Source organism: Streptococcus sp. SS4 (assembly GCF_030440125.1).
GTDB lineage: Bacteria > Bacillota > Bacilli > Lactobacillales > Streptococcaceae > Streptococcus.
This window is the reverse complement of the sequence record NZ_JAQFJM010000003.1, coordinates 1-21,614: the sequence shown is the minus strand read 5'-3', so window position 1 is coordinate 21,614 and position 21,614 is coordinate 1. Positions and strand designations below refer to the sequence as shown.

17 protein-coding genes and 1 tRNA gene are annotated in these 21,614 nt (G+C 40.7%); 4 read left to right on the top strand and 14 right to left on the bottom strand.

The window, feature by feature from the left end:
• The first annotated feature begins 103 nt into the window (after positions 1-103).
• A complete protein-coding gene (locus tag PCY16_RS03360) occupies positions 104-742 on the top strand; it encodes a Crp/Fnr family transcriptional regulator (protein ID WP_195413344.1) in 639 nt (212 codons plus the stop codon).
• Between the two features lie 93 nt (positions 743-835).
• Complete coding sequence (gene def / locus PCY16_RS03355; RefSeq protein ID WP_003095026.1) at positions 836-1,450, top strand: peptide deformylase; 615 nt, start codon at positions 836-838, stop codon at positions 1,448-1,450.
• 125 nt (positions 1,451-1,575) lie between these two features.
• On the opposite strand, the gene ilvA is transcribed toward def, so the two are convergent.
• From ilvA to PCY16_RS03335, 4 genes are all read right to left on the bottom strand, one after another.
• On the bottom strand, positions 1,576-2,826 hold the full coding sequence (ilvA, locus tag PCY16_RS03350; protein WP_002883616.1) for a threonine ammonia-lyase IlvA: 1,251 nt from the start codon (positions 2,824-2,826) through the stop codon (positions 1,576-1,578).
• A gap of 110 nt (positions 2,827-2,936) precedes the next feature.
• The gene (locus PCY16_RS03345; protein ID WP_195413343.1) at positions 2,937-6,698 is read right to left on the bottom strand and encodes a glycoside hydrolase family 66 protein; all 3,762 of its coding nucleotides are present in this window, start codon (positions 6,696-6,698) and stop codon (positions 2,937-2,939) included.
• 380 nt (positions 6,699-7,078) lie between these two features.
• Complete coding sequence (dtd, locus tag PCY16_RS03340; protein ID WP_002886426.1) at positions 7,079-7,522, bottom strand: D-aminoacyl-tRNA deacylase; 444 nt, start codon at positions 7,520-7,522, stop codon at positions 7,079-7,081.
• A gap of 12 nt (positions 7,523-7,534) precedes the next feature.
• Entirely contained in the window at positions 7,535-9,754 is a 2,220-nt protein-coding gene (locus PCY16_RS03335; RefSeq protein WP_118172435.1) for a bifunctional (p)ppGpp synthetase/guanosine-3',5'-bis(diphosphate) 3'-pyrophosphohydrolase, read from the bottom strand.
• A gap of 167 nt (positions 9,755-9,921) precedes the next feature.
• Between PCY16_RS03335 and nrdI the strand changes: the two genes are divergently transcribed.
• On the top strand, positions 9,922-10,380 hold the full coding sequence (nrdI, locus tag PCY16_RS03330; protein ID WP_070849389.1) for a class Ib ribonucleoside-diphosphate reductase assembly flavoprotein NrdI: 459 nt from the start codon (positions 9,922-9,924) through the stop codon (positions 10,378-10,380).
• Positions 10,381-10,420: 40 nt separating this feature from the next.
• Here nrdI and PCY16_RS03325 read toward each other — a convergent pair whose 3' ends face one another.
• The 8 genes from PCY16_RS03325 to tig form a co-directional block, all read right to left on the bottom strand.
• The gene (locus PCY16_RS03325; protein ID WP_301353735.1) at positions 10,421-12,961 is read right to left on the bottom strand and encodes a bifunctional 2',3'-cyclic-nucleotide 2'-phosphodiesterase/3'-nucleotidase; all 2,541 of its coding nucleotides are present in this window, start codon (positions 12,959-12,961) and stop codon (positions 10,421-10,423) included.
• Positions 12,962-13,126: 165 nt separating this feature from the next.
• The gene (locus PCY16_RS03320) at positions 13,127-13,870 is read right to left on the bottom strand and encodes a 16S rRNA (uracil(1498)-N(3))-methyltransferase (RefSeq protein WP_070849237.1); all 744 of its coding nucleotides are present in this window, start codon (positions 13,868-13,870) and stop codon (positions 13,127-13,129) included.
• Positions 13,871-14,824, bottom strand: coding sequence for a 50S ribosomal protein L11 methyltransferase (prmA, locus tag PCY16_RS03315; protein ID WP_013989960.1), 954 nt, complete (start codon positions 14,822-14,824; stop codon positions 13,871-13,873).
• Positions 14,803-15,270, bottom strand: coding sequence for an NUDIX hydrolase (locus tag PCY16_RS03310; RefSeq protein ID WP_195413340.1), 468 nt, complete (start codon positions 15,268-15,270; stop codon positions 14,803-14,805). The genes prmA and PCY16_RS03310 overlap by 22 nt, the downstream gene beginning before the upstream one ends.
• A 15-nt stretch (positions 15,271-15,285) precedes the next feature.
• Entirely contained in the window at positions 15,286-15,756 is a 471-nt protein-coding gene (locus PCY16_RS03305) for a DUF3013 family protein (protein ID WP_037598883.1), read from the bottom strand.
• 94 nt (positions 15,757-15,850) lie between these two features.
• Complete coding sequence (locus tag PCY16_RS03300; RefSeq protein WP_195413339.1) at positions 15,851-17,455, bottom strand: CTP synthase; 1,605 nt, start codon at positions 17,453-17,455, stop codon at positions 15,851-15,853.
• Between the two features lie 252 nt (positions 17,456-17,707).
• A complete protein-coding gene (gene rpoE / locus PCY16_RS03295) occupies positions 17,708-18,283 on the bottom strand; it encodes a DNA-directed RNA polymerase subunit delta (protein WP_002885605.1) in 576 nt (191 codons plus the stop codon).
• A gap of 157 nt (positions 18,284-18,440) precedes the next feature.
• Positions 18,441-19,724 carry a trigger factor gene (tig, locus tag PCY16_RS03290; RefSeq protein WP_037598880.1) on the bottom strand — a complete coding sequence of 428 codons (1,284 nt, stop codon included), beginning with the start codon at positions 19,722-19,724 and terminating at the stop codon, positions 18,441-18,443.
• Between the two features lie 142 nt (positions 19,725-19,866).
• Here tig and PCY16_RS03285 point away from each other — a divergent pair, with 142 nt between their 5' ends.
• A complete protein-coding gene (locus tag PCY16_RS03285) occupies positions 19,867-20,709 on the top strand; it encodes a mechanosensitive ion channel family protein (RefSeq protein WP_195413338.1) in 843 nt (280 codons plus the stop codon).
• A 109-nt stretch (positions 20,710-20,818) separates the two neighbouring features.
• Here PCY16_RS03285 and PCY16_RS03280 read toward each other — a convergent pair whose 3' ends face one another.
• Positions 20,819-21,316 (bottom strand): sigma-70 family RNA polymerase sigma factor, encoded by a 498-nt coding sequence (locus PCY16_RS03280; protein ID WP_195413337.1) that lies wholly within the window; start codon positions 21,314-21,316, stop codon positions 20,819-20,821.
• 208 nt (positions 21,317-21,524) lie between these two features.
• Positions 21,525-21,598 (bottom strand) — tRNA-Asn (locus tag PCY16_RS03275).
• Between the last annotated feature and the right edge of the window lie 16 nt (positions 21,599-21,614).

The following is a 21,614-nucleotide window of genomic DNA, read 5'->3' as shown; positions in this document are numbered from 1 at the left end:
TAGGGATTAGAACATCCTTTCCTTACTTGTCTGATAGTTATTTTTTCATTATAATCTAAGGAGACTTTAAAAAATAGGACCTAGGTCCTAAAAAAGGAGATGTATGCGTAATCATGACATAAGACCTCAACTTGATCAGGTCTTTCCACCCCCCTACCTCGACCAATTACAGAAAGTCACCTTTCAAAAGAATGATTATATTTGTACCCAAGGGCAAGCTATCACAGAGCTAACCTACATTTTGTCAGGAAAGGTAAAAATTGTGCGTTCTCTCTTCAATGGTAAAGAACATATCCTAGAAATGCTTAACCAACCACAAATATTTGGAGATGTAGAACTCATGACCAATCAACCAGCAGGGTCATCAGTCATTGCTTTAGAAGAGGTTCAAGCAGTTCAGCTCCCTTTAAATAATAAAGAAGAGCTCCTCAAAGATCCCGTTTTTCTCTATCAAATTGGGCATAACCTAGCCATGGCACTGCATAAACAGGGTATTACTGCCTCAACAAATGCAAGCTACTCTGTCAAAGAGCGTCTGGCTACTCATATGTTGAGTATTGAGGAAGAGGGTGTTTTTCAACTATCACCATCTATCCTAGCTGCCAGTTTTGGGACTAGCTATCGCCATGTGCAACGAGTCATCAAACAATTTATCGATCAAGGAATTATTGGAAAAGAAGCTTTTAAGACCTATCGTATTTTACAACGACAAACCTTGGAAAAACTGGCTTTTATCGATTAGAAAAAGCCTCACTTTAACCCTTGATGGTTTAATTTTCAACCCTTTTGTGCTATAGTTATAAACAAGTAAATCAAAGAAAATAGAGGTAAACAAATGGACGCTCAAACCAAAATTATCCGCGCCAGCCATATGATTGATATGAATGATATCATTCGCGAAGGAAACCCAACCTTGCGTGCTGTCGCTGAAGATGTAACCTTCCCACTATCAGACGAAGACATTATCCTAGGTGAAAAAATGATGCAGTTTCTTCGTAATTCACAAGATCCTGTTATTGCTGAAAAAATGGGGCTTCGTGGGGGAGTCGGTCTTGCAGCCCCACAATTGGATATTTCAAAACGCATTATCGCGGTTCTCGTTCCAAACCCTGAAGACGCTGAAGGTAATCCACCAAAAGAAGCCTATAGCCTTCAAGAAATCATGTACAACCCTAAAGTAGTTGCCCATTCTGTTCAGGATGCTGCCTTGGGTGATGGAGAAGGATGCCTCTCAGTCGACCGCGACGTTCCTGGTTATGTGGTTCGTCATGCTCGAGTAACTGTTGAATACTACAACAAAGAGGGCGAAAAGCAACGTGTTAAGCTCCGTGGGTACAACTCAATTGTTGTTCAACATGAAATCGACCATACTAACGGTATCATGTTCTACGACCGCATCAATAAAGATAATCCATTCGCCATTAAAGATGGACTCTTGATTATCGAATAAAGAAAGCCTCAGTAGCAATACTGAGGTTTTAATTTGAAGATAAAGCCTTAGTGCCTCCGTATAGCTGGGTTAAAGTAGAAAAGAACCGACTTTGTCAGTTCTTTTTTCATTATGTGAACCTGTCCTCAGACAAGCATATTGTATAGTGTTTCGTTACCGTGAAGGTTGATATAACTTGGGTCAAAGGCCGAAAGACGCTCGAGAAGTCCATCATAGTCGTTCTTATCACTAAGAGCTATACCAATGAGAACCGGACCTTTTCCTTTATTAGCACGTTTGATGTACTCAAAACGAGTGATATCATCATTTGGTCCCAAGATATCATTTACAAATTCACGAAGGGCACCAGGACGTTGTGGGAAGTTAACCACAAAGTAATGCTTGATACCATCGTAGATAAGCGCACGTTCTTCCATCTCTGGCATACGGTTGATGTCATTGTTACCACCTGAAATGATGCAGACGATGGTTTTTCCTTTAATCTCATCTTTGATCACTTCCAAAGCTGCCACTGATGCCGCACCTGCGGGTTCTGCAATGGTACCAACCTTAGAGTACATATCAATTAGGGTTTCTGAAATCAATCCTTCATCAACTCCCAAGAGGCGGTCAACATATTTACGTGCGACTTCATAGGTCTTGACACCTACCTTTTGAACAGCAATCCCGTCCGCAAACTTATCAATTTCTTCGAGTTTTACAGGATAACCACGGTCAAAGGCAGCACGCATACTACGAGCACCACTAGCCTCAACACCAATAACCTCCATAGACGGTGCTACATCCTTGATATAGGTAGCTACACCAGAGATAAGGCCGCCACCACCTACTGGAACCAAGATACTATCGAAGGAAACACCTTCCTCTTGAGCCTGCTCATAAATTTCATAAGCAACAGTTCCTTGCCCCGCTTGGACATTATAATCGTCGAATGGATCAATGAAAGTCATCCCTTCAGACTTGGTATATTCCTGCGCTGCTTGGGCAGAAGCATCAAAGGTATCTCCCACCAATTTGATTGTTACAAACTTGCCACCAAAGAAACGGACTTGACCAATTTTTTGGAGAGGTGTTGTTACTGGCATAAAGATGGTTGCCGGAATCTTCATCTCGTTACAAGTGTAGGCAACCCCCTGAGCATGGTTTCCGGCTGATGCACAAACCACACCACGCGCCTTATCCTCATCACTCAATTGATGGATAGCATAGTAGGCTCCACGCAATTTGAAAGAGCGTACCTTTTGCATATTTTCTTTTTTAATATAAATGGTCGCCCCGTATTTTTCAGATAGGTAGCGATCAAAATCTAGTGGTGTGCGTTCCACCACGTTTTTTAAGACTTCATTAGCCTTTACGATATCATTTGCAGTAATCATTGGCTCTCCTTTGACACAATATTCAAACTATTTCTATTGTATCACAATTTTCAGAAAAAATAGCAGCCAGTATAAAGAAAACTCCTTGTTTACACAAAGAGTTCTACTTATTATTTATCAACTTTTTTTGACATCAAGAAGTTACGAAGAGCTGCAAGGGTTGCCGCACCTGCAAGGACAATAGCTGTAAGGATAGCTACAGCATGTTCTCCCCACTTGTGAGATTTTGCTGTTTTAGCAATTGTAGCCTTAAGATCTTCAGTTGTTCCTTTTTCACCTGCTTGCGTCGTTGTCTTACTTGCAAGGTTAAGATCTTGACTACCATTGTAAGTATTATCTGACGAAGCTGTATTGACAAGGTCTTGACGGCTACTGCGAGTATAGCTGACATTTGTTGTAATGCTATCAATCATCTCAACAATATTTCTGATTGTTGTAGCATCGTACAAGCCACCCTCAGTATCTTTCAAGATAGATACTGCTAATTTTTCAATAGAAACTTCTGAAGAAGCTGCTACCATAGAGTGAGATTCTGAGCTTGCTGTTTCTGAATATCTTGCATAGTTGCTAAAGAGTGATGCTGCTTCTGTAATCGTTTCAGAAGTACTTGGTAAGGTTTCTGAGACGCGAGGAGCTACAGAGAGTCTATTCCAACTATTGATGTTTTCTGATAGTCCATCAAGGATGACTTCCTCTGATGTGCTTACTGTTTCTGAAATCGCCGAAGTCACTTCTGAAGTGCTCACTTGACTTTCTGATTCTGTCAATGAAACAGCTGGTTCTTCAACTACTTCTGATTCTGAAACGACTGTGCTGATTGAATTCTCTGATTCAGATGCTGAAGTCTCTGAAGTTGATGCTGCTGAGATAATATCAGTTTCTGAGACCTTCGATGATACTGTTGTGCTTTCTGATACTTCTGACGGAGCAACTGAGACAATTGTGCTAGTAGTTTCTGAAACAAGGCTAGTGCTTGCCTGACTCTCTGATTCTGTCAAAGAAGCCACTGGTTCAACTACTGTATGTGATTCTGAAATTGCTGTCGTCGTTGAAATTGCTGACTCTGAAGTTGATGCTACTGAACTATTTTCAGTTTCTGATGCTTCCGATGATACTGTTACACTTTCTGATACTTCTGATGAGACTGTTGAGGCAGCTGTGCTTGCAGCCTCTGAAGCTGGTGTAGTGATTGAATCTGATGCTACTGTACCTTGATCCGTATTAGATACTGAGTTGTCATCTTTCTTATCATGTGCGGTCTCTGACACAGCTATCGCCACTGGAACAGCTGCTGAGTTTACTAACTCGTCAACTGATGGTGCTGGTTTAGTTGTTTCATCTAGTTTAGGAGCTTCAACAGATGGTTTCGTATCAGTTGGAGCCTCTGAACCTTTATTTACTGTTGTATTTTCTGATTTAGCTGTTTCTGAGCTTGCTTCAGATGTTACTGTATTATCTACTTTCTTACCAGCTTGGTTAGTAACTGGTTTCAAGATAACTGGTTCTACCGGTGTTGCTGTTGTGTCTTCCTTGATATAGAGCATGTTCCAAAGAGTTAGTTTAGGAACTGAAATGACAAGCACTGGTTGACCATTTTCATCTGTTTCAAGGCTTGCTTGTGCCTTCTTCATGCTTGAAGTTGCCCAATCATCTGGTGATGTCACATAGACTTGATCAGCAATTTTAGCTGCTTCTTGAGCTGTTTTACCTGCTAGACTAAGACGAACTGTGAGATTTTCTTGTGCGTCCGGTGTTTTATTGTCCGCATAACCCTCTTCATTATGCCAGCCCGCATTGATGCCCATCATGTTAATCATTTGAACAGTTGAGAAACCTTTTCCTGATTTAGCAAATGTCCAAACTTGATTTCCTGTCACACCAAGAGCATCTTTAGAAAGGATTTCACCAGAAGCATTCTTGGTAGATACAGACTGAGTGCTGTTAGTCACACCCTCACCACGGAGAAGATTTTCATAAGCAGTGATGAACTGTTGGTAATTGTAAAGCTTACGAATAGTGTCCTTAGCCACACTGAGGTATTGAGTTGGGTAATAGGCACTTTGAAGAACGTTAAGGGCTGCATTAGCATTGGCAAGGGCTGCAATGGACATGTGATAACCACCGGCTGCAGCTACTGTCGCATCTACGAGAAGAGTCGCATCAGCTTGCAATGGCTTACCAGCAAGGGCATCTTTACCTGCACCGTTAGTTGCTTTTCCACCAGGAACAGTATAGTCAATACCTGGTTCTTCCATGTAGGCACCAACGATAAGTGATTTACCAGTTTTATTGCGTACCATATCGATACGTGCTTTCAAATCACCATAGGCAACCTGCATACGTCCTGGAATAACTGAACCACCATTTGTCCAAAGCTCATTATAAACAACATCTTGACGTGCCTTGGCTAGTTTATCATCATTACCACCATTAACATCATTGATTGTGATGTAGTACTTTTCACCGATGAGGTCCTTCATGGCATTAATAAATGATGCATATGAATCAGACATCATGTGTGAGTCAGCCTCGTCTGTGCTGTTACGGTGCTCATAATCAGTCACACGGTTGTCACCAATTGTATCACCTTGCCAACCATCGAATCCCATACGATCCATAGCTGATTTCATGACACCTGCGATGTATTTTTGCCAATCTGGATTCGCTGGATCATAGTAAACTTGAGTTGGGTTATCACCGATAGTGTAAGTCATCGGTTCACCCTTCTTACCAAAGCTATCGTAGAAGTTATAAGCCAAAGCAACAAGTGGAAGTGCTGGATTCTTTGGATTTGAATCTGCTGAAATCATGTTATAAAGCATGGCAACAGCACCTGACTTATGAACTTGGTCAACCAATTCTTTAACAGCCTTAGTATCAACCTGAGTGTGACTCCAGGTATTCCATTTTTGAACAAAGCTATCGACACCTTCTGGGAAAGGATCTGTAGCTTCATTATAAGCATCATAGAAGAAATATGAATTGATATTCATAGATTTCATGAGCTCAAGCTCTTTACGGTAGGCTTCAAGATTTTTAACAAGAATACTGTTTTGATCAGTTGGCGAACCTGCTACAATACCGTAACGTGGGAAAACTGTCCAATCATCTTCAACAGACAAGCCAGCACGCTTGCTTGACAAAGTACTACCTGATTTATCGTTGACACTGATTGTCACCAAGTAACCTGTATTGTTTGTCAACCACTCTGACGCTACTGTCAAGTTTGAAACCTTAGCTGAAGCTCCTGCCGCTAGCGTGAGGTCAACGTTATCTTGACCAATGATTTCTGAAGCATGTTGAAGTGTCAAGTTGACAGTCATCGTCTTAGTTTCTGCTGTTGGATTAGATACAACAACGGAATAATTAATATCACCATCTGTCTTGCTATAGGCTGCTTTTGTTGTTTCTGGATCTGTCAAGTAGGCATCACCATTCAAGTTTTGCTCTGTCACTTCTGTAACTGGTGTTACTTGAGCAGTTGAATGGCGTCCTGCTTCAGTAGCATTATCAGATGATGATGTGATGGTTTCCACAGCAGCTGACTCAGGAGCTAGTGCTTCACTGGCTACAAGCGTTTCTGAGCTAGCACTTTCTGCTGGCACAGCTTGTGAAAAGATTGTAGAAGCTGTCGCTGTTGTTGCAGTATCTGTCGCAACAGTAGCAGTTGATGGACCTACTTCTGTTGTCGCTACTGGAGCAACGGCCTCAGTTGGTACCACCACCAAGTTATCTGCTTCAGTTGTAATAACTGGTTTTGTTGCTTCTGAACTGACCACGTTATCTGCCTTGGCAACCTGATTCATCCCTAGGACACCACCGGCTACAAATAAACCTGATAATAATTTAGTTGACGCTACTTTCTTTGACATATCTCTCTATCCCTCTAAAAAAGTTTAAATCACCTCGGCGTTTCAAATTATCACTATTTGTATTTGCATGCTGTAAACTCGAGTTATTTTTAGTTTCATAAAAATCGCTTGGTGTTTCTTATGAAACTAATGTTAACTTAATCTTTTTTGTAAGACAAGGGAATTTCCGGTAATCCTCGTAAACGGTAATTTTTTCATCATGAATGGTCAGGTTTTTTCAGAAATTTGAGAATAACATTTTCTAATTTCATTAAATATTCACTTGATTCAGTCTATTTAAAATGACAAAAATAAATCCCAAATAATGAAAATCCATCACCTAAATAGTTCATGTGAGAGAATAAAAAACCACCTCTCACACAAGGCGAGAAATGGTTTGTTTATCTATTTTTAGTATCTAAAATAATGGTCACAGGTCCGTCATTGACCAGACTAACCTGCATATCTGCACCAAAGCGGCCTCTTTCTACAGGAACATGAGTTGACAAGGATTGGTTGAAATCGTCATAGAACTGGCTAGCCATGTCGGGCTTTGCAGCACCCGTAAATGCTGGTCGATTCCCCTTTTTCGTATCTGCAAAAAGCGTAAACTGAGAAATCGACAAAATCTGGCCGCCAATATCCTTAACAGAAAGATTCATCTTGCCATCTTCATCTGAAAAAATGCGCATATTGACAATCTTACGAACTGCATATTCTAGGTCCTCTTTGGTGTCCTCGGGACCAACTCCGACCAAAAGTAAGAGTCCCTGCTTAATAGCGCCAACCGTACAATCCTCAATAACCACAGAGGCACTTTGCACACGCTGAATTACAATCTTCATCGCAGTAACTCCTTACCCATTCGTACGTTTAACACTGTAAACGTCAGGAATAATTTTAATCTTATCCACAAGACCAGTCAATTCAATAAGGTTTGCAATTTCAAAGCTAACGTGAATATTGGCAAACTTCATGTCCTTAGTTGGTTGCGCATTAACCGTAGCAATGCTCTTGGTCGTATTTGACAAGATTTGAAGAACATCATTCAACAGACCAGAACGGTTAAGGCCATAGATGTCAATCTCTGCCAAATAAGATTTATTGGCATTACGTTCATCCCACTCCACTTCGATTAGACGTTGCTCATAACCTTCTTGACTCTTGATATTATTACAATCGGAACGGTGAATAGCAATTCCACGGCCCTTGGTGATATAACCTTCAATCTCATCTCCAGGTACTGGGTTACAGCACTTAGCGATACGCATGAGGAGACCTGAGGCACCTTGAATGATGACGCCATTTTCACTCTTAACCTTGAGAACTTCTTTCTTCTCAGTCTTAACTTCGCCACCGTTCATTAGCTCTTCAGCTTCAGCTTTTGCCTTCGCACGCTCTTCCTCACGGCGTTCTTTTTCTGTCAAACGATTGAAAACAGCAGCAGCACTAATTTCACCAAAACCAACAGCGGCATAGAGAGCTTCTTCACTACGCACACTCATACGGGGGAGAATTTCCTCAATATGTTTCTTGTCTAGGTACTTATTGGCAATATAGCCATGCTCTTGGAAGTAGGCAATCAAAAGCTCACGACCCTTGGTGATAGAGGCTTCCTTGTCCTGATTTTTAAAGAATTGACGAATTTTATTTCTAGCCTTGGTGGTCTTAACCATCTTAATCCAGTCACGGCTAGGACCAAAGGAATTGGCATTGGTGACAATCTCAACCACATCACCTGTCTTGAGTTTGGCAGTCAAGGGCACCATACGGCCATTAACCTTAGCACCTGTGGCCTTCTCACCAACTTGAGTATGGATGGCATAGGCAAAGTCAATAGGTCCTGAATCTTTAGGCAATTCCTGAACAGCACCATTTGGCGTAAAGACATAAATACGCTCGGAGAAGATATCCTCTTTGACAGAGTCCACAAACCCCATAGCATCACCATTTGAGGCGTCTTGAAGTTCAACAAGGTCTTTAATCCAGTTCATTCCCAAAGCAGACTCTTTCGAATCTACCTTGCCCTTGATACCTTTCTTGTAAGCCCAGTGAGCTGCAACCCCGTATTCGGCAACTTGGTGCATTTCCTTGGTACGGATTTGAATTTCAATAGGTCCTTTTGGCCCATAAACCGTTGTATGGATAGACTGGTAACCATTGGATTTAGGATTGGCAATATAGTCTTTAAACCGGCCAGGCATCGGACGCCAGAGTTCATGGATGTATCCCAACATGGCGTAAACATCACTATGCGTCTCCATAACACAACGGATGGCAATCAAATCATAGATTTGATCAAAGCGCTTTTTCTTGTCGCGCATCTTACGATAAATAGAGTAGATATGCTTTGGACGACCATACACATCACCAACAAGTCCTTGTTCAGCTGTGTAAGTCTTAATTTTATCGACGATCTCGTCCACAAGTTCCTCACGCTCACGACGTTTTTCCTTCATCATGTGGGAAATCTTGTAAAATTCCACCTCATTAAGGTAACGGAAAGACATGTCTTCCAATTCCCATTTGATACGACTAATACCCAGACGGTGGGCCAAAGGAGCATAGATTTCCATAGTTTCGCGAGAAATGCGCTCTTGCTTATCCTTACGAAGATGCTTAAGGGTACGCATATTGTGCAAACGGTCGGCCAATTTAACCAAGATGACACGGATATCCTTAGACATGGCCATAAGCATCTTACGGTGATTTTCAGCCAACTGTTCCTCGTGAGACTTGTACTCAACCTTACCAAGCTTAGTAACACCGTCCACGATATTTCGTACATCTGTACCAAAATCCGCTTCCAAATCATCGAGCGTTTTTTCGGTGTCTTCAACGACATCGTGTAAGAAACCACAGGCTACTGTCACTGCATCAAGATGGAGATCTGCCAGGATACCTGCCACTTGAATAGGGTGAATAATATAAGGCTCTCCTGACTGACGAAATTGCCCACTATGAGCATCTGTCGCATAATGCCAGGCTTTTTCAACTAATTTCAAATCATCTGCTGACATGTAGGCCGAGCAAATGTCTAAAATTTCTTCTCCTGTTACATTTTTATCTTTAGCCATGATTTCTTCCTTCGCTTCTTTTAATAACCTTTATTTTATCACTTTTACAAGTAAAGAAAAAGAGCTAGATAGGCAATTCTTAAGCGCAAGGAGCTAACTTGAAAAGCACAATATCTTGTGTTAGAATGATTGAACAAACACAAGATATAGATAGAAAGAGGACGCTTATGTCTCAACTTACCCTCGTTTATATTAGTCTAAGCGGTAATACCCAAAGCTTTGTCAAACGTATGTCTGACTATCTATCCCTCAACCACGGGATTGAATGTCGCCAAATCAATATTAAAGAGCTTAATCATGAAACCTTCCAAGTAGATGAACCCTTTGTCGCACTCTTGCCAACCTACCTTGAAGGAGGAAATGGTGTTGACAATGGAGATGTTGAAATCCTAACCAATCCACTAGGTGACTTTATCGCAGCCCATGACAATCACAAACGTTGCTTTGGTATCATCGGTTCTGGTAACCGTAACTTCAATAACCAGTACTGCCTAACCGCCAAACAGTACAGTCAACGTTTTGGCTTCCCAATGTTGGGAGACTTCGAGCTACGCGGTACACAGTCCGATATCGAACGTCTGGCACCTGTTATCCTAGAAGCACAAAAGAACTTTAACCAACGCTAAAACTAGAGCAAAAAGCCCTGATAGGGGCTTTTTCCTTTGCTTAATTTTTTTCGTGTTTTTTGATTCCAAAGAATCCAACCAAGGTCATAAGAACCAGACCTGCTAAAGTTGCTGACACAGATTCGTCTGAACCAGTGTTTGGCAAGGTCTTATCTGAACTTGAACCTTGAGTTTCTTGTACTTGAGCTTGAGGCAAGATAACGACTTGAGCATTTGACAACTGGATAGCTGGGGCAGGTTTAGCCACGCTGGCACCTACAGTAGCTTTTGGTGTCTCACGCTTAGTTTGGTCTGCTGTCTCAGAACCTTTTGGTGACTTCTCAGATTCTTTATTAGTTGTATCCTCAACTTGATTTGCCTTTTCCTTAACAACCAAACGATACTCTGCAAATCCTGCTTGTGTTGATGGTCCTACATAACTAATGGCATCCTGACCAGCAAGGTGGGCACGCGCATTGTCAGATGAGGCAAAACGGATATCTGCATTCGTGATATTAGGGACGAAACTCCAATTTCCATCGGCACTCGGATTAATCGTTTTCTCGCTGACAATATAGTCAATGATGGCCTGACGATTCTCAAGATTGAGGAGACGTTTTTCTGCAGCATCTTTAACACCAGGGAAGTTACCAGTCGCACGATAGTTGTTAGTCACGACAAGGAAAGTCTGATTCAAATCAATAGGTTTACCTTGATAAGCCAAGTCACGAACACGACTAGCGTCTGGATTAACCAACTTACCTTCACGATCGTATTTGTTAGGTTGTGTCAAATCGAATTTATAAGTCAACCCATCAATCACATCGTAATTGTATGAGCGATAGCTACTGTTAATGAGTTGTTGGGGTTCTTTGCTGTTAGGATCAATTTGATTGAACTGTCCTGCAGACATTTCCAACCATTCTTTAATTTGTGCCCCAGTCACTTTGAGTAGGGCAGTAACATTGTCGTAGAGGTAGAGGTCCGCGACGTTCTTAATGGCCAATGGACCAGCTGGGATATCGGTATAGTAGGTCGCATCCCCACGAGTCCCTGCCTTGAAAGGTGCAGCTGCTGAGAGGAGTGGAAGATTTTCATCTGCTGTTCCCGCTACTTGTTTTTTAGCATACCATAGTTGTGCATTATTAACTATTTGAATAGATGGATCATCCTGAACCTGAGCAAAGTAGCTAGTAATTGGTGCTGTAGTCTCACCAACTTCCTTACGAACATAGTTGATTGTTCCATTATGGTCATGAGCTGCCATGTCAATTAAGTCCTTGTCCGCAACATCTGACTTAGTATCAATCTTTTCAAGCTTAGCCTTACTATTGACGACTTTCCATTTGCCATTCGTATAAGTCAATTTGACATCCATGATACCTAGATGATCTCCGAATTTACCAGCCATAACCACAGGTTTCCCATTGATGAGACCATTAACATCATCTACACCAGGGTATTTCGCATAAAAACTTGTGCCATCACCATTTGGGAAATCCGCATGAGAGTGCCCTGTCGCAACAGCATCAACGCCTTCGATACCAGCAATTTGGTAACCTTCATTTTCCTCATTCTTAGTGTATTCATTGTCACCAATACCAGAATGAGCAGCAACAAGAATATAGTCAGCTCCTGCAGCCTTCATCTTAGGAACGATAGCCTTAACAGCCTCCATTGGATCATCCACGGTTACCTTACCTTCAAGGTTGGCCTTATCCCAAACCAAAATCTGTGTTGGAAGGACACCAGTAATACCGATTTTTAGCGTTACCTGTTTGCCGTCCGTATCGGTAAAGGTCTTGTTAACAATCTTATAAGGATTGTAATAGTAATCACCAGTCTGAGCATTACGCACATTGGCATTGATAATGTTAATCTTAGCAGCCTTAACCATACGATCCAAAAATTCTAGACCATAGTTAAACTCGTGGTTTCCAAGCGTTTCGGCATCATAACCAAGCATCTCGAAAGCCTTGTACATAGGGTGAGTCTCACCTTGGGCAACAGGATCAATCAAGGCCTTATAAGTCCCAAAAGGAATCCCCTGAATCGTATCCCCACTGTCTACTAAGACCGTATTTGGATTAGTTTCACGGGCTTTTTTGATAAGGACAGCAGTTTTAGACAAACCAACTGTTTGAGACGGCTTATCTTGATAATAGTCATAGTTAACCAAGTTGGTATGAAGGTCTGTTGTTGACAGAATCTGCATATCAACGGTCTGGCCCTCATGAGCAGGCTCTGTAACAGTTTCAGCCTGTACTGGCACTGCTGGTGTCACCTGATTGGCATTCGTCAAAACAGCACTGGCTTCTTGACTCGCTTGGGTTGTTGAGGTATTAGCTGATGGCTCTGTAAATGCATTTGTCGCTACTGTTGTTGGTGTAGCAGAGACAGTCTCTGTTCCTCCTTGAACAGCTGTCCCAGAAGTTCCTTGTCCTGATACTACAGAAGTACCACTATCTGCCACAGTTTCGGTAGAAGTAGTTGATACAGGTGCCGTTGCTTCATCAGCTTGCCCTACGACTTGTGGCACAGTCAAGAGAGTAAAAAGGCCCAAAACCACAGCGGATTGAGTCACATAACGATTCGTTTTCATTAAAAATCTTCCCCTTTTATAAAGATAATACAATTATATTAAAACTAAATAAGATTATCAACTTTTTTAGAATTACTCGATTTGTCATACAAAACCAATGGCAAGATGCAATCTTAGCTTAAAAGTGTCAAATACAAAAAAAGTTGGAACAAGGCCAACTTTCTCTTATTTATTCAATTCTAGGGCATAACTCACACTACTCAAAGCGTAGAGAGGAGCCGTTTCCGTCCGCATAATACGCGGTCCAAGGCCAATTTTAAGGCCACCAGCTTCTTCAAATGCATCAATCTCAGACGGAGAAATACCACCTTCTGGTCCAAAGATAAAGAGAATTTTCTGACCATTCTCTACCTGAACCAACTCACGAGCTAGAGTAGCCAACTCGCCTGCTTTGGCTGTTTCCTCATAGGCGATAAAAATCTTATCAAAATTATCTAATTCTGATAGAAATTCTCCCTTCTTCTCGAACAATCTAACTTTTGGAACACGATTACGCTTGGATTGTTCTGCAGCTCCCAGAGCAATCTTGGCAAGCTTATCTTCCTTCTTGGCAAGCTTCTTACCATCCCACTTGACAACAGACCAGTCGGCAGGGAAGGCCCAGATAGCCTGAGCTCCAAGCTCTGTTGCCTTTTGTGTCACCAGATCCAGCTTATCTCCCTTAGGAAAGCCAGAGGCAATAGTTACAGATACAGGCATCTCAACATTATCATTTAAGTCTTCAATCACTTCAAAGACACGATTCTCACGGTCAGTCACACGCGCAAGACGCTTGATACCGTCTTCAAAAACCAAGACAACCTGATCATCCTCTGTTAAACGCATAACGTTAAACATATGCTTTACAGTATCCTTGTCTTTGATGGTTACTGGATTTTCAACCTGCCCCTTTATAAAATACTGTTGCATTTAGCCTCCAATCACACCTGAAATATCATCTGTCTTCTTGAAGACACAAGCATTCCACTCTCCCTGAACCATGTGAGTTTCTAGGAAGAAACCAGCTTTCTCAGCCGATTCACGCACCATATCCCATTTTTCAGAGATAATCCCCGACATAATCAAATAACCTTCATCCTTAACCAAACGGTAGGCATCTTCCGTCAGATGGATGAGAATATCCGCCAAAATGTTAGCCACGATAACATCAGCTTCTTGAGTTACACCCTTCAAAAGGTCACCTGCAGCAACGTGGATATTTTCCATGCCAGGATTCATATCAATGTTTTCCTGTGCCACTCGAACCGCCACATCGTCAAGGTCATAGGCATAGATTTCCTTAGCTCCAAGAAGAGAGCTAGCAATCGAGAGGACACCCGAACCAGTTCCCACATCAATCACCGTCTCGCCACCACGAAGCACCTGTTCGAGTGCAAAAAGACTCATCTTAGTCGTTGGGTGTGTTCCGGTTCCAAAGGCCATGCCAGGATCTAGCTTGATAATCTTCTCACCTACTGATGCCTCATAATCCGTCCATGACGGTACGATAGTCAAATCGTGGGTAATGCGAGCTGGTTCATAGTACTTCTTCCAATTCTCAGCCCAGTCTTCTTCAACCAATTCTTGAGTAGCCAAGTGAATATCTCCAGTTTCAAGACCAAAATCCGTCAACTCAGCCAAACGCTCATTAACCTGCTTAGTAATAGCCTCGATATCTGCTGACTCCGGATAATAGGCCGTAATTTTAACCGTCTCAACCTGCTCAACCTCAGGATAAAGCTCACCAAAACGGTCTGCATTTTCCAAATAATCTGCACTATCATCAATAGCCACACCTTGACTACCAGATTCAATTAAAATATTAGAAGCCGCCTCTTCGACCTCACGATTAACCTCAATCGTTAGTTCTTGCCATTTGTCCATATATTATTTTCTTCCTTTTCTGATAAATAGTCTTTAAAGCGTTCCTGCAACTGGGGAATGACACCTTCTGCTTTTATAAAATCCTCTATAGGCATTAGTTTAAATTCCTGCCCCTCGTCACCAAAACGAATCTCACGATACTGCTCTTGGCTAATTTGGCCAACCACAAAAACAGCTAACCTATTTTTATCCAACATACTAGGATAGATTTTCGACCAAATAATCGATTCCTCTTTCAAAGTCAAGCCCAGCTCCTCCCAGACTTCGCGTTGAAGACACTCAAATGGTGTTTCTTGACCTTCTCTTCCACCACCTGGCAACTCCCATGTATTTGGCCAAGGAATATCTGGCTTATTATCTCTGAGAATGACCAAAATACTTTGCTCTACGAGTAAGGCAGCCTTAACACCTGTAAAATCGAACTGATCTTTTAAATAAGCATCCATCCCTTTTCGCTCCCTTTAATACCTTGGATAAGCAAAAAATTCCTTCTCTTCAAGTTGAGCTTTCCCTTTTTCGAAAGCTTCTTTGTCCCAAACCAAACCGAATTCCTCAGGTCCATCATCAGATAGAAAATCCATCAAGTCACTCAATCCTTCTGTTGCCACCTCATTCAAGGTCTCCGCAAAATAGGACAAAAACTCACGAGATAGACCTTTCTTAGGTTCATATGGAATTGTCACTAGGTAGTCCTCTTCATCAAAACGTGATTTTGCTGGATTGTAAAAGAGCACGTAATCCTCAAAAATGACATCTTCATCAGACACTTCACCCTTATCATCAATAGTTTCGACATTACTACTGTTTTGCGCTTCCAGGATAAACGTTACTTCCACAGCATGATTCTTTTTATCCCAGTCCATCGCAAAATCATAGTCCAGGTGCTTATCCAGTTCTTCTTCTAATACTGACAAAAAGCCAAATTTAGCCATTTGTTTTCCTCGTTCTTTCTTATTATTCCCTTTATTTTAGCATAAAAGGAGCCAATAAAAAACAGAGTAGGCTATCCCACTCTGTCTTAGATAATTATTTAGCATTTTCAACCGCTGCTGTCACAAAGGCACTGTAAAGTTCTTCCGCATGATTTGGACGGCTATGGTATTCTGGGTGGTATTGCGCTGCCACAAAGAATTTCTTGTCTGGGAGCTCTACCACTTCCATCAAACGATTATCTGGTGACACACCTGAGAAGACAAAGCCTTCAGCCTCAAACTGTTCACGGAACTTGGTATTAAACTCATAACGGTGACGGTGACGACGTTGAACAACTTCTTGGTTGCCATAAGCTGCAGCAGCCTTAGAACCTGGTTTCAACTTACATGGGTAAAGACCAAGACGAAGAGTACCACCCATATCTTCAATGTCAATTTGATCACGCATAATATCGATAATTGGATATTTTGTGTCTGGATCAAGCTCAGCTGAGTTAGCGCCATCCAAGTTAAGGACATGACGGGCAAACTCAATACATGTCAATTGCATACCGAGACAGACACCCAACATTGGCACATCATTTTCACGTGCATAACGAATAGCTTGAATCTTACCTTCAGTACCACGTTGACCGAAACCACCAGGAACAATAATACCATCAGCATCAGCCAAACGAGAAGCAACATTTTCAGCAGTCAAATCATTAGCATTGACCCAGTCAATATCAATGGCAGTATCATTTGCCAAACCAGAGTGTTTAAGTGCCTCAACTACTGACAAGTAAGCATCGTGAAGCTCCACATACTTACCAACAAGAGCAATTTTAGTTGTTTTCTTAAGGTTAAGCACCTTATCAACCATAGCAGACCATTCTGTCATATCTGCAGCTGGAGCATCCAGTTTCAAATGATCACAAACGATTTGATCCATTCCTTGAGCCTGCATATTAAGTGGCACTTGATAGATATGTTCCACGTCGAGTGATTCGATAACAGCCTCAGGTGCAACATCACAGAACTGAGCCAATTTATTCTTGATTCCTTGACCAGCAGGTTGTTCTGTACGAATAACCAACATATTTGGTTGGATACCCAAACCACGCAGTTCCTTAACAGAGTGTTGCGTTGGTTTTGTCTTCATTTCACCAGCAGCCTTCAAATAAGGAAGAAGCGTTGTGTGGATATACATAACATTGTCAGAGCCCACATCAGCCTTCATTTGACGAAGCGCTTCAAGGAATGGAAGACTTTCAATATCACCAACCGTACCACCAACTTCAGTGATAATGACATCTGAATCAGTCGTTGTCGCTGCGCGCTTAATCTTGTCTTTCAAAGCATTTGTGATATGCGGAATCACCTGAACAGTCGCACCAAGATACTCTCCTTTACGTTCCTTACGCAAAACTTCGCTATAAATCTTACCAGTAGTCACGTTAGAGTATTTGTTAAGATTGATATCAATAAAACGTTCGTAGTGACCAAGGTCAAGGTCAGTTTCAGTACCATCATCAGTAACATAAACTTCACCGTGTTGGTAAGGACTCATTGTCCCTGGGTCAATATTGATGTAAGGATCAAATTTTTGAATCGTGACCTTAAAACCACGGTTCTTAAGCAAACGCCCAAGACTTGCAGCTACAATCCCTTTACCAATTGAAGATACCACACCACCAGTGACGAAAATATATTTTGTCATGTTAACTCCTTATAATATAATTCAAAACAACTACAGATAGCAGATTGGTTACCCACTCAGATAATCACGATAGTCCTTTCCTAGTACCTGATTGGAGCCGTACAAAGTACCTCACCTTAGACAAGTCCAGTAAATGACTAAAAACAAAAATGACCCCCAAGAGTTTTACTCTGGGAGCCTTAATCATGACCTCTTCAAAAGAGGTGCCCGATAAATAGTCTAAACTATCCAAGACCATTTGTCAATGAAAACTTAGTCGTTTGACTCATCCTCATAGTCATCGTCATCATCTTCTTCTGACAACTCAACATCATCCAAATCATCATCTGGAATAATTTCATTCAACTCAGAGTCATAAGATTCCACTTCGGCTTTCTCATCATCTTCGCTATCGTCGTCATATTCAAGACTATCAGAATCAGGTGTAAAGTTCTCGTCTTCTGGATCATCGTCATTATAATCGATGGCATCTTCATCACCATCCATGAAGGCATTAACTTTCTTGTTCTTACGTTTTGGTGCATTTTCATCAGTATCTTCCAATGTGATGACCTCTTCATCGATTTCATCAATTGCATACCATGAACGCAAGCCCCATTTGTTATCACCTAGTGGAATGAAACTTCCATCCGTATTCAAATCTGAATAAAAGAATGGCAAAGCATTGCGGATATCAGCATCCGATTTTTCTAAGTAATTTTGAATTTCATTGACCAAATCATTGAAATACATTTCATTATCACGACCACGTGTTTCTAAGATAGCACGGGCCACTTCAATCATTGATAATTCACTTTTTTCTTGTCCAGCAAATACGTCTAGTTCCAAAGTGGTTCTCCTTCATTCTTACTCAAGCTAGTTTCTATCAGAAATAGCTCAGCAATCAATTTTTCGCTACCTTTTATTTTACGCTAAAAAGAGTCAATAGTCAAAGCATTTATAGAAGAAAAAATCAAGTCTCAACAGAAACTTGATTTTAGTCATATTATTTAACTTTTGCTGTGCTTGTGATAACTTCAACAGCTTTCTTCATAGTGATATCGTGTTTAAGCATTTCAGGTGAAAGAAGTGCAGAAACTTGTGATACTTCCATGTTGTACTCAGCTGCAAGATCGTTAATTTCTTTTTGGATTTCTTCTTCTGTAGCGTCGAATCCTTCAGCAGCCGCAACAGCTTCGATAACAAGGTTAGTTTTCACACGTTTGTCAGCGTCAGCTTCATATTGTTTGTGAAGATCTTCTTGAGTTGTACCAGTGATTTGGAAGTACATTTCAGGAGAGATACCTTGACGTTGCATGTTACCCATGAATTCGTTCATAGCACGGTGAACTTCGTCTTCAACCATTTCTGCTGGCAATTCAACGATTTCAGCGTTTTCAACAGCCAAATCAAGTGCAGCACCTTCAACAGCGTCATCAAATGCGATTTCTTTAGCTGCTTCAAGTTCTTTACGGTATTTAGCTTTCAACTCGTCAAGAGTTTCAACTTCATCGTCAAGATCTTTAGCCAACTCATCATCAAGAGCTGGAACTTCTTTAGCTTTAACTTCGTTAACTTTAGTAACAAATACAGCAGCTTTACCTGCAAGGTCAGCAGCTTGATAGTCTTCTGGGAAAGTTACTTTAACTTCTACTTCATCACCAGCTTTTGCTCCAACCAATTGGTCTTCGAAACCTGGGATAAATTGACCTGAACCAAGTTCAAGAGAGTGGTTTTCACCTTTACCACCATCAAATTCAACACCGTCTACTGAACCAACAAAGTCAATAACAACAGTGTCGCCATTTTCAGCTGCACCTTCTTTAACAACCAATTCAGACAAGTTTTTGCGTTCGCTTTCAAGCTTAGCATCAACTTCTTCATCAGTAACTTCTTTAGAAGCTTCAACTGAAACTTCAAGATCTTTATATGCACCAAGTTTTACTTCAGGTTTTGTAACAACTTCTGCAGTAAGTGTCCAATCTTGACCTTTTTCAATTGATTTTACATCAATTTTTGGTTGTGCAACAACATCAAGACCAAGTTCAGCAATCGCTGCTTCATAAGCTGCTGGAAGAATTGCATTCAAAGCATCGTCGTAAAGAGCTTCTTCACCAAATTTTTGGTTAAATACGGCACGAGGCATGTGTCCTTTACGGAAGCCTGGAGCGTTCAAATTCTTTTTAACCTTGTTAAATGCTTGATCCAAAGCTGGTTGAATTTTATCTTGACCGATAGTGAATGTCACCACACCACGGTTAGTGGCTGTGTTTTCAAATGATACAGACATGTAGTCATTCTCCTTAAAATTTTTTATAGATACAGTTTAGTTTACCATATTTCAAAGCCTTTTAAAAGTTTTTTTATCCAATTTAATCACAAGAAAATCGTTAGAAACTGCTACTTTTTCAAAATTTTGATAAACTAGAGCTATGAATATTTTACAAAGATACATCCAACAATTTAATTTTGAAGAGACCCTAATGGTACTCATTACGAAAGGGATTAAACTCCTTATTCTCCTCATCATCTTTCTTCTTAGTAAGAAGATTATCAACTTCCTTTTTAAACATACAGTGGGACGCTCTCTAGCTTGGACAATTCAAACACCTGCTCGACAAAAAACCATTGAACGATTACTACACAATTGCATGAACTACGTGCTATACTTCTTCCTTGTTTACTGTCTTCTTAGTATCCTTGGGGTCCCAGTATCTAGCCTCCTTGCTGGGGCAGGACTTGCTGGGGTTGCTCTTGGTCTAGGAGCTCAGGGCTTCCTATCTGATGTCGTTAATGGTTTTTTCATATTGTTAGAAAACCAATTTGAAGTCGGTGACGCAGTTGAAGTAGGAGCCGTTACAGGCCTTGTTTCAACCGTAGGTATTCGAACTACTCAAATTCGAGGATTTGATGGAACCCTCCATTTTATACCTAACAGAAATATCACAATTGTATCCAACAAATCTCGAGGAGATATGAGAGCTCAAATTGATATCCCAGTCTATCCGTCAACCGATATCAATAAGGTGACAAGCATCATCCAAGAAGTAAATCAAGAAAACATTGAAAACTATCCTCAAATCTGTGGAGCACCAAATATCATTGGATTAAGCACAACTCCTTCTGGACAACTGGTATTTCGTATTGATATCTTTACAAAAAATGGACAACAAACTCATATCTATGCAGACTTCTTGAAACTTTACCAAGAAGCCCTAATCAAAGAAAATATTGAACTTCCAAGATTTATTGGAAACCCTATAGCAGTAAAATAAATTCATTACATTAAAAACACTTCAAAAGATAGATAAGATAAATCTACTTTCGAAGTGTTTTTTCTATGACTTATACACAATAATACTAGTTCAGCTTCTATATTCAGAATTAATCATCTTCATTGTAAGGATCAAAATCAACCATCCAAAATTTTAACTCTCGAATCATCTTTTTACGACCTCTAAAACACTCACCAGCTAGCAAACGGTCTAACTTAGTAGCATCTTCTGAAGACAACTGATTACGGAAAGCATTAAGCTGCTCATCATAAACAAGCCTATCAACAGCATCTAACTCTTTATTCGGAAGACAAAAAGCAATATCTGAAATTTCGATATAACATTGTCGATTAGCTTGTCGTTTTACAGACTCCTGCCTTCTAACCTCATCATTAAGTCTATTCCTAAATTTCGTTTTAAAATAACGCCGTAACTTATCATCATCAGACTTTAATTCAGGAAACTTTTCTAAAAGCTGATAAAGCGTCATCATAGCCTCTTGTTCCATATCTGATTGGTCCCAAAGTTGGATGAAATATTGTCTACTAGCCTTAAGTACAATCGGCCTTACAACTTCATATGCATGAACAAAAACTTCTTGTTCCATTAAACCTCCTATTAATAGATATAATATTTGTAATTAAATTAATTACGAAACCTATTATAAGAGATAGATAAGAAATAAAATAGCGACATATATGTCACTATAAAAATTATAGGCTCTATAATTTCTGTAGTGGGTAAAAACCACTAGTACAGCTAGTGGTTTTCGTAAAATAAAAAAGCTAGACCTAGGTCTAGCAATGAGAATTATACTCCGCCAGTAGGACTCGAACCTACGACATCATGATTAACAGTCATGCGCTACTACCAACTGAGCTATGGCGGATAAACGCTAAGCGACT

Excerpts from the sequence above, each read along its gene's own strand:
- PCY16_RS03360 (WP_195413344.1), top strand. The coding sequence starts at position 104 with ATGCGTAATCATGACATAAGACCTCAACTTGATCAGGTCTTTCCACCC.
- ilvA (WP_002883616.1), bottom strand. The coding sequence starts at position 2,826 with ATGATTACTGCAAATGATATCGTAAAGGCTAATGAAGTCTTAAAAAAC.
- dtd (WP_002886426.1), bottom strand. The coding sequence starts at position 7,522 with ATGAAGATTGTAATTCAGCGTGTGCAAAGTGCCTCTGTGGTTATTGAG.
- PCY16_RS03320 (WP_070849237.1), bottom strand. The coding sequence starts at position 13,870 with ATGCAACAGTATTTTATAAAGGGGCAGGTTGAAAATCCAGTAACCATC.
- PCY16_RS03345 (WP_195413343.1), bottom strand. The coding sequence starts at position 6,698 with ATGTCAAAGAAAGTAGCGTCAACTAAATTATTATCAGGTTTATTTGTA.
- PCY16_RS03280 (WP_195413337.1), bottom strand. The coding sequence starts at position 21,316 with ATGGAACAAGAAGTTTTTGTTCATGCATATGAAGTTGTAAGGCCGATT.
- PCY16_RS03325 (WP_301353735.1), bottom strand. The coding sequence starts at position 12,961 with ATGAAAACGAATCGTTATGTGACTCAATCCGCTGTGGTTTTGGGCCTT.
- PCY16_RS03335 (WP_118172435.1), bottom strand. The coding sequence starts at position 9,754 with ATGGCTAAAGATAAAAATGTAACAGGAGAAGAAATTTTAGACATTTGC.
- tig (WP_037598880.1), bottom strand. The coding sequence starts at position 19,724 with ATGTCTGTATCATTTGAAAACACAGCCACTAACCGTGGTGTGGTGACA.
- nrdI (WP_070849389.1), top strand. The coding sequence starts at position 9,922 with ATGTCTCAACTTACCCTCGTTTATATTAGTCTAAGCGGTAATACCCAA.
- prmA (WP_013989960.1), bottom strand. The coding sequence starts at position 14,824 with ATGGACAAATGGCAAGAACTAACGATTGAGGTTAATCGTGAGGTCGAA.
- def (WP_003095026.1), top strand. The coding sequence starts at position 836 with ATGGACGCTCAAACCAAAATTATCCGCGCCAGCCATATGATTGATATG.
- PCY16_RS03310 (WP_195413340.1), bottom strand. The coding sequence starts at position 15,270 with ATGGATGCTTATTTAAAAGATCAGTTCGATTTTACAGGTGTTAAGGCT.
- PCY16_RS03300 (WP_195413339.1), bottom strand. The coding sequence starts at position 17,455 with ATGACAAAATATATTTTCGTCACTGGTGGTGTGGTATCTTCAATTGGT.
- PCY16_RS03305 (WP_037598883.1), bottom strand. The coding sequence starts at position 15,756 with ATGGCTAAATTTGGCTTTTTGTCAGTATTAGAAGAAGAACTGGATAAG.
- PCY16_RS03285 (WP_195413338.1), top strand. The coding sequence starts at position 19,867 with ATGAATATTTTACAAAGATACATCCAACAATTTAATTTTGAAGAGACC.